This is a genomic window from Enterococcus diestrammenae, assembly GCF_049384045.1.
In the GTDB taxonomy this organism is placed as follows: domain Bacteria; phylum Bacillota; class Bacilli; order Lactobacillales; family Enterococcaceae; genus Enterococcus_C; species Enterococcus_C diestrammenae.
In genome coordinates this window covers 117,155-129,346 of sequence record NZ_JBMRGR010000004.1, presented here as the reverse complement: position 1 = coordinate 129,346, position 12,192 = coordinate 117,155, and the positions used below count along the sequence as shown (strand labels likewise).

12 protein-coding genes are annotated in these 12,192 nt (G+C 45.2%); 5 read left to right on the top strand and 7 right to left on the bottom strand.

Annotated features, from left to right (window positions below):
• Window positions 1–161: 161 nt before the first annotated feature.
• A complete protein-coding gene (gene nox, locus ACO03U_RS04505; RefSeq protein WP_161870380.1) occupies window positions 162–1,493 on the bottom strand; it encodes a H2O-forming NADH oxidase in 1,332 nt (443 codons plus the stop codon).
• Window positions 1,494–1,870: 377 nt separating this feature from the next.
• Between nox and ACO03U_RS04500 the strand changes: the two genes are divergently transcribed.
• On the top strand, window positions 1,871–2,503 hold the full coding sequence (locus ACO03U_RS04500) for a pentapeptide repeat-containing protein (RefSeq protein WP_204685859.1): 633 nt from the start codon (window positions 1,871–1,873) through the stop codon (window positions 2,501–2,503).
• Window positions 2,504–2,604: 101 nt separating this feature from the next.
• Here ACO03U_RS04500 and ACO03U_RS04495 read toward each other — a convergent pair whose 3' ends face one another.
• The 4 genes from ACO03U_RS04495 to ACO03U_RS04480 all read right to left on the bottom strand — a co-directional run bounded on the left by ACO03U_RS04495 (window position 2,605) and on the right by ACO03U_RS04480 (window position 4,866).
• Window positions 2,605–2,889 carry a GNAT family N-acetyltransferase gene (locus ACO03U_RS04495; RefSeq protein ID WP_204685854.1) on the bottom strand — a complete coding sequence of 95 codons (285 nt, stop codon included), beginning with the start codon at window positions 2,887–2,889 and terminating at the stop codon, window positions 2,605–2,607.
• On the bottom strand, window positions 2,890–3,036 hold the full coding sequence (locus ACO03U_RS04490; RefSeq protein ID WP_204685852.1) for a hypothetical protein: 147 nt from the start codon (window positions 3,034–3,036) through the stop codon (window positions 2,890–2,892). It lies immediately after the preceding gene.
• A gap of 21 nt (window positions 3,037–3,057) precedes the next feature.
• The gene (locus ACO03U_RS04485; RefSeq protein ID WP_204685850.1) at window positions 3,058–3,963 is read right to left on the bottom strand and encodes a magnesium transporter CorA family protein; all 906 of its coding nucleotides are present in this window, start codon (window positions 3,961–3,963) and stop codon (window positions 3,058–3,060) included.
• A gap of 243 nt (window positions 3,964–4,206) precedes the next feature.
• Window positions 4,207–4,866, bottom strand: coding sequence for a deoxynucleoside kinase (locus ACO03U_RS04480; protein WP_202625865.1), 660 nt, complete (start codon window positions 4,864–4,866; stop codon window positions 4,207–4,209).
• Between the two features lie 356 nt (window positions 4,867–5,222).
• Between ACO03U_RS04480 and mvk the strand changes: the two genes are divergently transcribed.
• From mvk to fni, 4 genes are all read left to right on the top strand, one after another.
• Window positions 5,223–6,170 (top strand): mevalonate kinase, encoded by a 948-nt coding sequence (mvk, locus tag ACO03U_RS04475; RefSeq protein WP_423104404.1) that lies wholly within the window; start codon window positions 5,223–5,225, stop codon window positions 6,168–6,170.
• Between the two features lie 75 nt (window positions 6,171–6,245).
• Entirely contained in the window at window positions 6,246–7,220 is a 975-nt protein-coding gene (mvaD, locus tag ACO03U_RS04470) for a diphosphomevalonate decarboxylase (RefSeq protein WP_204685839.1), read from the top strand.
• A gap of 61 nt (window positions 7,221–7,281) precedes the next feature.
• Window positions 7,282–8,358 carry a phosphomevalonate kinase gene (locus tag ACO03U_RS04465; protein ID WP_161870387.1) on the top strand — a complete coding sequence of 359 codons (1,077 nt, stop codon included), beginning with the start codon at window positions 7,282–7,284 and terminating at the stop codon, window positions 8,356–8,358.
• 73 nt (window positions 8,359–8,431) lie between these two features.
• The gene (gene fni / locus ACO03U_RS04460) at window positions 8,432–9,481 is read left to right on the top strand and encodes a type 2 isopentenyl-diphosphate Delta-isomerase (RefSeq protein ID WP_204685837.1); all 1,050 of its coding nucleotides are present in this window, start codon (window positions 8,432–8,434) and stop codon (window positions 9,479–9,481) included.
• A gap of 736 nt (window positions 9,482–10,217) precedes the next feature.
• Here fni and ACO03U_RS04455 read toward each other — a convergent pair.
• Together ACO03U_RS04455 and ACO03U_RS04450 are read right to left on the bottom strand one after the other, a co-directional pair.
• Window positions 10,218–10,706 (bottom strand): hypothetical protein, encoded by a 489-nt coding sequence (locus tag ACO03U_RS04455; protein ID WP_204685835.1) that lies wholly within the window; start codon window positions 10,704–10,706, stop codon window positions 10,218–10,220.
• A gap of 94 nt (window positions 10,707–10,800) precedes the next feature.
• Entirely contained in the window at window positions 10,801–11,967 is a 1,167-nt protein-coding gene (locus ACO03U_RS04450) for a hypothetical protein (RefSeq protein WP_204685833.1), read from the bottom strand.
• Window positions 11,968–12,192: the final 225 nt, after the last annotated feature.

Sequence of the window (12,192 nt, the reverse complement as noted above, 5' to 3'; positions counted from 1 at the left end):
AGTAGGAATAAAAAAACAATGACAATTGAATAAGCCGCGAATTTCCGCCGTGTTTACCTACTAATTATAACACATATCAGAAAGCGCTTTCCATAATTAAAAAGAAAAATCGGCAACCCTCGCGGCTACCGATTTTTCTTTACTGATTGGTTCAGCTTCGATTATTTCGCCTTCAAAGCTGCTTGGGTAATGTAGTTATAAGGTTCATTGAAATGTGGCAGGAAGAACAAATCCGTCAATTTCAATTCATCGATGGTCACCGATTTAGCGATGGCCAAGGAGAACATATGAATCGCCATGGAAATGTCTTCTGTGGAAGCCAACTGTGCCCCGACGATGCGACGACTCTCCGTTTCGTAAACAATCCGGATTTTCACCTGTGCATTGTGTTCCATAAAGGCTGGTCGTTGCAAAGCTTCGTGGTCCACGTAGCTGACAGCCAAGCCATTTTTCTCAGCTGCTTCGACGGACAAGCCAGTGGAAACCAAATTCAAGCCAAAAATCGAAATCCCATTTGAGCCTTGAACCCCCTCAGATTCGACAACCTTACCACCGACGTTGAAACCTGCGACGATCCCACTACGAACGGCATTGGAAGCCAAAGCGATATACGTCGTTTTTTGTAAAGCGTTGGAGTAAATTGTCGCACAATCTCCCACTGCATAGACAGCTGGATCAGAGGTCTGTTGGTGACGATCCACCAAGTAAGCACCATTCGCAAACAATTCCAAATGGTCTTTCCCCAGCTCAGCATTTGGTCCAAAACCAATGGCATTAATCACCATATCTACTGGGTATTCCCCAGAGTCAGATACCACTGCTTCAACTCGTGTCGTTCCCTTGTATTCTCGAACTAGTTCACCAAAGTGTAATTCGATGCCATGATCTGCCAAGTTTTGATCCATGTCATCTGTAAACCATTTGTCATAGTAGCTAGGTAATGAACGTCCCGCTGCATCAAACAACAAGACTTTTTTCCCGCGACGTTTGGCAGCTTCAGCGATTTCAACCCCGATATAACCGGCACCGATAACCGCTACCGTTTTCACACTATCTTTAGAAATTTCTTTATCGACAGCTTGTCCTTCTTGGAAAAGTTTCAAGAAATGCAACCCTTCCAAATCGTTCCCGGGAACTTTAGGTGAGATTGGTCGCGATCCAGTGGCTAAAATTAGTTTGTCATAGCTTTCCACCACTTTTTCCCCATCTTTGGTTGTCCCAGTCACGACTTTTTCGGTAAAGTCGACATTGTCGACCACCGTTTCCATCCAAATCTTAGCACCTTTTGCTTCAAAATCTTCTTTTTTCGTATAAAACAGGCCGTGATAATCCTCGATTTGACGGCCCACCCACAGCGCCGTACCACAACCGAGATAGCTAAGGTTGGTGTTCCGGTCGATTAACACGACTTCTTGATCTGCAAAATTATCCAACAATGTATTTGCCGCTGCAATCCCTGCGTGGTTCGCACCGATAATAACAGTTTTAGTCATTGTATTACATCTCCTTAGTTTTAAATACACCCTCATTCTAACGAGACTTTCTTCACAAATCTAACTTTATGCTTGTGAATTTGACAAAAATAAAAGGATTTCAAACTTTCTTAATTTCCTCCTATATTATCAATAATTCCATTACTTTCTGAAAGGAAAACCTTTGCAAAAAATTCACAAAAGAAGTTTTTCACACTTATTTCGTCTTTTGCTCCGCTAGTGAAGAAAAACACAAATAAAATATAACAGTACACCTGATATTTTAATACAGCAAAACACTGGTACCTCATCACTAAAAAGAGCTTTTTGCACCCCTATTACTCCTGACATCATGGTAAACTGGATACAGTTATTTTCACAAAGGAAGGAGCATCACCATGAAAAAAACACAGGCCATCAGCTCCCCCCAGTTAAACAATCTTTCTCCCGGCGCTTTTTTCTTAGACGACGAAGAAATTTACCAAAATTGTCTCTTCCAAGATAGTGATCAAAGCTCCCTCACCTGTCATAACCTTGTCTTACGCCAGTGTCAGCTAGAAAAAGTCATCCTTGTCAAAAATCGCCTCGAGCGGTTTGAAGCTAGCAATGTCCTCTTTGATAAGTGTGATTTAGCCAATACCGAACTGTTGGGCGCAAGCTTTCATCAAGTTACCTTTCGCCATTGCAAACTGACTGGCACCAACTTTGCTGAAAGCTACTTGCGGGATGTCATTTTTGAAGACTGCTTACTGGATTACGCCTCATTTGCAAATACGAACCTCAAAAGTATCGCCTTTTCCAACTGTCGCCTGCGGGAAGCCGAGTTTTACGACCTGACTTGGAAAAATCTCCAACTAAAACAAAATGATCTCCACGGCACCAACTGGCTCCACACATCTTTAGCCGGTCTGGATTTCACCACGAACACTTTCGAAAAAATCGGCTTATCTGCCCAACAGTTAAAAGGGTTGACGGTGGATCCAGCCCAGGCCTTGGTAATTGGTGCCAGTTTGGGGTTGGTCATTGCGTAATAGTAAATCAAAAGAGACAAAAACCAGGCTGGCCAATCGACTAACCTGATTTTTGTCTCTTCATTTATAAAACGCGTTTGACCAGCGTCCCCTCTGTTGTTTCATTTTCGATAGTAAAGCCATTTTTCAAAAAAAAGTGACACCGCTGGATTTCCTGGAGCTAAGTGATCAAAAAGCGTCGTTAACTGGTTATCCGTAGCCGCCTGGATCAATAATTTTAACCCTTGATCACCAAATCCCTGCCCACGATAAGGACTAAAAACGATAACATCACACAAATAGTGCTGACTCTCCTCGTCAAAATGATAGGCAACTTCTCCTACAAATTTCTCCGTTTGGCTCTTTTTTAAATAACGGTAAAAAAAGGCTGGTGAATGATTAGCCACCTAACGTTGGTGCCAGTTTTTCCAGCGTTCTTCAGGAAAAGCGATTGTCCCTCCATAAGCTTCATTATACGTCATCGTCGCTTCATCAGCTAAAAGCTGTTGACGAAAAGCCAATTCGTCAAGTCTCGGTTCGTGTAAAACTAGCATAAAACACCCCAGTCCCTTTGTTTATTTGATCTTTCGCCACATTGCTAATAACATCCACACCGCCAAAACAATACTGATCAGCATCGCGATTCCCCAGCCAAATACCGAGTTTGAAAAAGGCAACGGCACATTCATCCCGAAAAAGCCAGTGACAATTGTGGGAACCGTCAATAACAAAGACCAGATTGTCAAAAACTTCATGGTGTCGTTCAGATTGTTATTTAACAAATTGTTATAGGCACCGGAAAGCTGCTCCAAAACTTGCGAGGCCAGCTGGGTCATTTCCACCGCTTGTTTCGCTTCAATCAAGGCATCCTCCAGCTGTTCTTTTTCCACTTCATTGAGATGATGGTAGATGCTTTGGGCTTGCACTTGTTGCAACAACACCGCGTTTTGCTTAGTAGCTGATACCAGATAAACCAGGCCAATCTCCAAATCACTCATGGCAATCAAGTTTTTATTGGTAGTTTTTTCCCTTAACTTGTTATTTAGGCGCGTTCGTTGGCTATTAACCTCTTCAATCAAAGGGAAAAAGGCGTCACTGATGACAAACAAGGTATGAAATAACAAGCTATACTCGCCTTGTAGCGGTGTTTTGTGTAAAATACGCTCCATCAGTTCGTTGACATACTGGGTTTTCACAGTCGTAAAAGTAAACAAACGCCCCCCTTTGATGATAAACGTCATCGGACTAGTTTCATAATGATTTTCGGTCTTTTCCCGATGAGGGACATTAAAGATTAACAGAAAAGCCTGGTTTTCCGAATCAAACTCCACCCGCGCTCGTTCATTTTTATCTAGTGAGTACGTCAGCATCTCGTCAGAAATCTGATATTTCTCTTGTACTAGACGGATAGTCTCTACTTCATGGGCGTCTACTTGGACCCACGCGGATTTTTCCTCATTAAAACTGCGAATTTTTTCCATCCGCTCCCTCCTCAGCAATAATCATCCTACTATTACTTTCATTATAACAGTAGTCCAGACAAAGCCCAAAGAAAGGAACTAATACCGAAGAATGCTAGTTCGTGAAGCCAAATATTGCTAGACTTGGTATGATGGAATTTTCATTTGTGAAAAATTAATAATACCTTAGTCTACAAAAACAGCGACGGGAAAGCCTTCAACAAGATTCCCCACCGCTGCTTCAACTATTTCAGCTAATCTAACTCAGCCCACCGTCTGCATATGACGGGTTTCAGCCAATTTTTCGTCAATCAAACGCAAGACTTCCACCGCTGCTTGCTCGTCTTCCACGAAGTTCAACAAATCGCCATTGATTTGGATTTTTGGACTTTCATTATAGGCCTCAAACCAAGCATCATAACGACTATTTAGCTCTTTGTAGTAATCGTAGAGGCTCGGATCGTAGTCCAATTGTTCATAAGGACGACCCCGTTTTTCAATCCGGGCTAGCATCGTTTCAAAGGAGACTTTGATGTGCACCAAAAGATCGGGATGTTTTTTATGAGCCGCATAAGGCAATTCTTCCAACATATTCGCCAACAGTTCGTCATAAACCCGGACTTCCGTTTCTGTCGCCCGACCGAGGTCCGCATTCAAATGAAATAACAACGAATCCTCATAAATGGAACGGTCCAAAACATTGTCCTCATTTTTCAAAGCTTGTTTAATACTATCAAAACGCTTGTTCAAAAAGTAAATTTGCAACAAAAAAGCATATTTATTGGGATCAGCATAAAAAAGCGGCAACACTTCATTATTATCCACAGATTCATAGAAAGCTTCACTGCCTAAGTGATTGGCAATCATCTCCGTCAAACTTGATTTTCCCGCACCGATTGTCCCTGCTAATACGATCACAGCCATCGTCCTCCAACTCTCATTCGTCTCATTATTGTGCCCTCAAAAAGTCACTTGAGCCACTATAACGCAGAAAACGGTTTACGGTCAAATGAATCTACTGCACTCATTTCTAATTAAACAAATCGCAAAATCTAGGGGCTTTTTCCAAAAATTCATTAAGAAACCGCTGGAAATCCCAGCATTTTTTCTGAAACTCTTAACGGAATCCCGATTATTTAGTAGAATAAGGAAGCGAGGAAAATGACAACTTTGTCAGGTTTCCACTTTGTTGGTGGTCTCGGTACCACCATGAACCACTACAAATGAACCAGAGTGGGCTTTTTTTTGCCCAAATTCAGTAATAAATGAGGTGTACGATTGTGAGGGAGCTTGCCACCGGTCAGGCCAATGGAAAAATCATCTTAATGGGAGAACACGCTGTCGTCTATGGTGAGCCGGCGATTGCGTTGCCTTTTTCGGCGGCCCAAGTGACGGCTACAATCCAGTCGGCGCCAGAAGATTGGCTAGATTCTAGCTATTTTTCTGGTCCTTTAGCCAAAGCCCCCACCGCCTTAAACAACCTCAAAGAATTATTACACCTTTTACGTCACGATTTTGCTACCGGCCCAGTTATTTGCCGCATCACTAGCACTATCCCTGCCGAACGGGGGATGGGGTCGAGTGCGGCGGTGGCGGTAGCGGTGACCCGCGCCTTTTTGGCTTGGCAGCAAGTGGAAGAAACACCCTCTGGTCTGTTACACTATGTAAATACTTCCGAAAAAATCGCCCACGGCAATCCTAGTGGCATCGATGCCGCAGCCACTAGTGGCACCGAGCCGATTTTATTTGAACGTCAACAACCCTTTATCCCTTTTCCCCTTAACTTGGATGGCTGCCTGATCGTCGCTGATACGGGAGTCAAAGGGAAAACCCGCGATACCGTGGCAGATGTAGCCCACTTGATGTCAGTTGCTCCCACTGCTACCAAGCAAATTATTACTCGTTTAGGAGACTTGACGCGAGAAGCCAAAACGGCAATTTCTGCCAACCAGTCCTATCGCCTTGGCAATTTAATGAATGAAGCTCAAGCCTTGTTGCAACAACTTTCTGTCAGCAACGGCACCTTAGATCATCTGGTACAAGTCGCTTTGAACAATGGTGCCCTCGGAGCCAAACTAACTGGGGGTGGACGAGGTGGTTGTATGATCGCTTTAGCCAGTGACACCCAAAGCGCAGCAATCATCGCCAATCAACTAACCGCAGCTGGCGCCCAAGAAACTTGGTTACAAGCATTAGGCTGCCGTCCTGCCGTTTCTGCTTGGTTGTAATTTCACTAAACAACCATTTTTTCTGTTTTATTAGCATTTGCTATCCTATTATTCTTGCAAGGAGCACCTTATTTTATGCACACTGGAAAAGCCCGGGCCTACACCAATATCGCCTTGATTAAATACTGGGGCAAAAAAGATGAAGAATTGATTCTTCCGATGAACAACAGCTTATCCCTTACCTTAGACGCTTTTTATACGGAAACGACCGTCAGCTTCGACCCTGCGTTGCAAGCTGACACTTTTCTGTTAGATGGTCAACTGCAAAACACTGCGGCTACTGCTAAAATTAGCCGGTTTCTCGATTTACTCCGAGAGCTAGCCGGTACAAAACTTAGAGCAGCGGTGACCAGCGAGAATTTTGTCCCTACTGCAGCCGGTCTAGCTTCTTCCGCCAGCGGACTAGCCGCTTTAGCAGCTGCTGGAAATGCTGCCTTGCAACTAGGGCTTGATGACAGCCAACTATCTCGTCTGGCTCGTCGGGGCTCAGGATCTGCCTGTCGCAGTATTTTCGGCGGCTTTGTCGAATGGGAACAAGGGATCGATGATATCACTAGTTTGGCTCATCCCCTTGCTGCCAATGGTTTTGAAAATGATTTGGCGATGCTTTTCGTCTTAATCAACGACAAACAAAAAGACGTCTCCAGCCGTGATGGTATGCGCCGGACCGTGGCAACGTCCGCCTTTTACCCAGGCTGGTTAGCTAGTCTCCCTGAAGATTTAGCTGCCATCAAACAAGCCATCGCTACCCAAGACTTCACTGCCTTGGGGAGAATTACTGAAGCTAACGGCCTCAAGATGCACGCCACCACCTTGGCGGCAGTACCGCCTTTTACTTATTGGTCGCCTCAGAGTTTGCTGGCGATGGATTTGGTCCGTCAGCTGCGGGCCACGGGTACCGAATGTTATTTCACTATGGATGCCGGTCCCAACGTCAAAGTATTGTGCCGTCGCCAAGATGAAGCTGCTGTTCAACAAGCATTTTCGAACAGCTTCTCCTCAGACCGGCTAATTTTAGCCCATGCTGGCCCTGGCATCAGTTATCTCTAAGACAAATTATTCGTTATCGTTATTTTTAAATACCGATACACTCAGTTAGGAGTCCCTTTTTATGATTGAAGTATCCGTCCCCGGGAAACTCTTTATCGCCGGTGAATACGCCGTGGTGGAGCCCGGTCATCCTGCCGTGATCGTCGCGGTGGACCAATTTATTACCGTCACGATTGCCAAAACCCAAGGTAACGGTAGCATCCAATCGCAACAATACAGCGATTTGCCCATCAAATGGACTCGCCGCAAAAACCAGCTAGTCCTAGATGTCCGGGAAAATCCTTTTCACTATATTTTGGCGGCGATTCATTTGACTGAAAAATACGCCCAAGAACAAGGACGGACGCTCGCCTTCTACGACTTAAAAGTCACCAGTGAACTGGACAATTCCAGCGGTCGCAAATACGGGCTAGGCTCAAGTGGTGCCGTCACAGTAGCCACCGTCAAAGCCCTTGACGCCTTCTATGGTTTGGGCATGGATCAGATGACTGTCTTCAAAATTTCCGCCTTGGCCCACTTAGAAGTCCAAGGCAATGGCTCTTGTGGCGATATTGCCGCTAGTTGCTACGGCGGCTGGATTGCCTTTTCCACTTTCGATCCCCAGTGGGTCAAAACCGCCCAAGAAACACTTACCATGACCGAACTTTTGCAAGCCACTTGGCCTCAGTTGATGATTCAGCCCCTTGCTGCTCCGAAAAACCTGCGCCTCTTGATTGGCTGGACGGGTAGCCCTGCTTCCACCAGTGATTTGGTAGATCAAGTCCACGAGTCCAAGGAACATCGTCAAGAGCGCTATCGCGAATTTCTCGCGGATAGTCGGCAATGCGTCGAGGAAATGATTCAAGCCTTTAATCAAAAAAATATCCCTTTGATTAAAGAAAAAATCATCGAAAATCGCGGTCTCTTGCATCGGCTGACGCGGATTACCGGTGTCGTTATCGAAACACCGGCTTTGAAGACCATGTGTGATTTAGCTACTCAATACCACGGAGCGGCTAAATCCTCTGGAGCCGGCGGTGGTGACTGCGGCATCGTTATTACTGACCAAAAAACTGGAATTTTACCTTTGATGAGCGCTTGGGAAAAGGCTGAAATCATTCCGCTACCGCTGCACGTTTATCATTACCCACAAAACTAAAACACGACTTAAAACCCGGCAATTTGCTTGCCGGGTTTTCCCAAAGCATTCACTTTTGATAGGAGGACCTTTGATGAACCGTAAAGACCAACACGCCGACTTGGCCAACGCTTTCTTCCAAGCAGGGCCTAATGATTTTGACTTGATTCGCTTGGTCCATACCGGCTTTCCGGAAATGGCTTTAGCAGAAACCGACCTCACCACCGAAATCTTGGATACCAAATTGACCGCACCGTTTTTCATCAATGCCATGACGGGTGGCAGTAACATGACCCGGGAACTCAACCACAAATTAGCCACCGTCGCCAAAGCAACTGGCTTGATGATGGCTACCGGTTCTGTCAGCGCTGCCTTAAAAGATCCAACTACTGCGGATAGCTTTACCATCGTACGGGAGACCTATCCCGAGGGTTTTCTGGTAGCCAATATCGGCGCCGGCTCCTCCGTCACCGATGCCCAGCGAGCAGTGGACTTATTTGAAGCCAACGCTCTCCAAGTCCATGTGAATGTTCCCCAAGAACTGGTCATGCCTGAAGGGGATCGGGATTTTCGTGGCTGGCTTAGCAAAATCGAGGCGATCATCCACCATGTTTCGGTTCCCGTCATCGTCAAAGAAGTTGGTTTTGGCATGAGTCGTGAAACGGTCCAAGACTTGGTCAACATTGGTGCCAGTGCCATCGACGTCAGTGGCCGGGGGGGAACAAGTTTTACCCAAATCGAAAATGCCCGCCGACCCCAACAAGAGCTCGCCTACTTGCAAGATTTCGGTCAATCCACCCCAGAATCTTTGCTAGAAGCCTTAGAAGTACCCCAAATTTTCGACCTCATCGCCTCTGGTGGTATCCGCAATGCCTACGATATCTACAAAGCCCTTTTACTAGGGGCCCGCGCTTGTGGAGTTTCTGGAAAAATTCTTCATACCGTCAGAAATCAAGGTATCGAGGCCGGCATCCAACTTGTTGAAGATTGGAAAAAGCAGTTGCGAATGCTCATGACACTGACTGGGCAAAAAAATCTGGTAGATCTGCGCCATGTCCCCCTCGTCTTTTCTGGCAGTCTTCTGGAATGGTGCGAAAACCGGAGCATAGATATCCGCAAATACAGCCTACGAGAACCTTCCTAAATAAGAAAGCCGGCTGGTCTTGCTTCCGGAGAATCCCTCGAGTTGTAGTGGGACCGGTAAATGCCAACTAAAGAACATTTGTCATTTTGCTAGCTCATCTTAGCGATTTCTGCTTAGATGAACTGTATGCGTCATGCTTCTGATAGCTCCTTGCCGAAGTCAAACATGTTGTAAGTCCAACAAAATCGTTGGACAACAACAAGTAATTTGCTAGCTCACCTTAGCGATTTCTGCTTAGGTGAACTGTATGCGATATGCTCCTTTAGCCCTCGGACATCCTTAGCACTACAACCCGAGGCATTCTCCTCCAGCAAGTCCGGCCTGTTTTATCGATAAGCGATTTATTCCCTTTGCTTCGTAAACCCAGCAACTATTTCCTCGTGGGTAGCATGAGTACCGTGAAAAAGGTGAGATTTAGCAGAGTAGAATTGGATTGACAGTAGCTCTAAAGATGCGTAAAGAATTACTTAGAGTTGTGGTGCTTGCACCACTTACTCTAAGTTTGAATGCGCAAGGTAAAAGACAAACAGATTTTTCGTTTGGCTTTTGCCGGTCTAGCTACCGTCAACCCAATTCCTACGGAGCTACATCCCACCTTTTTCGGGCATCAAAATATCGGCATGATAGGCCACTTAATTACTGATACATCAGGCTTTTTGGAGCTTAATTTTTTATAAGTTCTTTATCTATAAGAAAACAGAACCGCCTCGTTACACAACGAAGGAGGTTCTGTTTTTTAACGTCCGCCAAATAATTTCTTGAAGAAGCCGCCTTTTTTCGCTTCTACCGGTGGGGTTGTTGCTTTTGCGCTTGACTCCGAGAGGCTCAAAGTCACATCCTCTTCTTGGCGCAAAAGATTGTTCAACTCGATCATGCCCTGCAAGCTCATAGTGATTCGTCGTCGATCCGCATCTTTCAAGTCAAATGCTGTCGTTGCTGCTTGCTGCCCCTCCTCTGAATCAAAGGCTGCCAAGACATTGCCAATCAAGCCCAACTGTTCTCGCAAAATGGTAGCTATGCTAAAGTCACCAGCGGGAGTTTCTTTTTGCGGTGGCACCAGATAAGTAACTACGGACAAGCCGTTGGAATAATCTCGTAGATCATTGATTTTTTCTTGATAGGTCGGCTTACTATACATCGGGTGTCGCTCCATTTGACGGGCAAATTCATTCAACAATTCTTGGGAAGTGCTCAATTGACCAATTGCATCTGCTAATTCTGACAAAATCAAAGCCCCCTTCTGCTCTCTTCTTCTTGTATGATAACATACTCTGCCGCATTTTTAATGAAGCTTTTAGCAACTTTATCCTCCGTCATCGTCATTTAGAATGATTTCGCTCCATTTGCTGGTCAGAAGTTAGCACTACATCCGAACTTTTTTTGCGTCTATCTACCACTTGGCCCACCGCTACTAAGAACGCTACCAGAATGAGACACAAGGTCAGCCCTTTTTCCCAACTTAACAAGAAGCTCTGCCAAGGATTTGTCATCAAAATAAACTTTGGCAAATCCAGATAGCTCATTGGCAAAAACTGGGCCACTCTTTCATTAACCAGTTGATGAAGCTCTGGAAATAGGGAGGGCAACAATAAAAGCGCCAAAACACCCAAGTGGAGCGACAGCCTTTTGGTAAATCTTGCCAACACACTAGTCCCCACTGCCAAAAGTAGAAGCCCCAATAAAAGCGATACGCTACAACGTAACAGGTATTGCCACAGCGTCATGGCTTGTAACTGACCAGCAAAATCATGATAATACAACGGTAACTGACCATCCCCTAGCCCATCTTTCAAACAGACCAACAGACTAACCCCGCCAAAAGCTCCCCCTACTAACGCCAAACACCAACCAAACCCTCGTTGAAAAGTAGCTCCCCAACACTGAGGCCCTCCTGACGTAGAGGGCCATTTTTCCCAGCTAGCCAAATCAGCAGCAAACTGAGGCTTACAAAAACTGGCTGCCATGAACAAGCCGCAACATAAAAAAAATAAGCCGCCAGGAATTTGCTGAAAAATCCCTGCTAAGTACGGCAACAACGGGAGCTTTTCGGCATAATCAAAATCAATCACTTTCTTATCAGGATGATCGATAAAATACTGCAATTGGGCCACGCGAGCTTCTTGATGCTGGATTTTCGGCGAAGTCGGATTGGTCCCACGAATTCCCACTAAGCGACTTTTCGCAATCGCCAATTCGTGAGGCAGCGCCCCTTGAACATTCCCCTCTTCTAGCGCTACCAGCAGCGATTCTAGATGGATAATTTCATTTTCCAAACGACGAGTGACTTGCTGGGAGTCCTCTGATTTCCGCAATGCATAATAAGCTTCGTTGGCGACCATCTTTTGCGCCTTTACGCCATCAATTTTATGCTGTAAAGCCGTCGGAGCCGCCATCAGATGACCCACGAAAGGCAAAAATAGCAAAGAAAAAATAATCGTCAGGAATAAAAGCGTCCATTTCTTCGTCGTCCATCGCCATTTCATCATCCGCTACGCCCCCATTTTATGATATTCCCCTTTTATTTTACTTTATTATATGTATTTTATCTATTCCAAAACTCATCATTTTTTAATCATGCCTATTACTTCCTACTTATTAGCAAAACCAACCCTACTACTCTCGCAAATTCATCAATTCTCTTGATTGCTGCTCAGTGAAGAGTATTTGCTAGCAACGCACTTCTAGATCGCCATTACGTTTAGTGGTCCTCG

Bases quoted from the DNA above. Each gene is read 5' to 3' on its own strand.
- fni (WP_204685837.1), top strand. From the start codon at position 8,432: ATGAACCGTAAAGACCAACACGCCGACTTGGCCAACGCTTTCTTCCAA.
- ACO03U_RS04465 (WP_161870387.1), top strand. From the start codon at position 7,282: ATGATTGAAGTATCCGTCCCCGGGAAACTCTTTATCGCCGGTGAATAC.
- mvaD (WP_204685839.1), top strand. From the start codon at position 6,246: ATGCACACTGGAAAAGCCCGGGCCTACACCAATATCGCCTTGATTAAA.
- nox (WP_161870380.1), bottom strand. From the start codon at position 1,493: ATGACTAAAACTGTTATTATCGGTGCGAACCACGCAGGGATTGCAGCG.
- ACO03U_RS04500 (WP_204685859.1), top strand. From the start codon at position 1,871: ATGAAAAAAACACAGGCCATCAGCTCCCCCCAGTTAAACAATCTTTCT.
- ACO03U_RS04490 (WP_204685852.1), bottom strand. From the start codon at position 3,036: ATGCTAGTTTTACACGAACCGAGACTTGACGAATTGGCTTTTCGTCAA.
- ACO03U_RS04450 (WP_204685833.1), bottom strand. From the start codon at position 11,967: ATGATGAAATGGCGATGGACGACGAAGAAATGGACGCTTTTATTCCTG.
- ACO03U_RS04480 (WP_202625865.1), bottom strand. From the start codon at position 4,866: ATGGCTGTGATCGTATTAGCAGGGACAATCGGTGCGGGAAAATCAAGT.
- ACO03U_RS04485 (WP_204685850.1), bottom strand. From the start codon at position 3,963: ATGGAAAAAATTCGCAGTTTTAATGAGGAAAAATCCGCGTGGGTCCAA.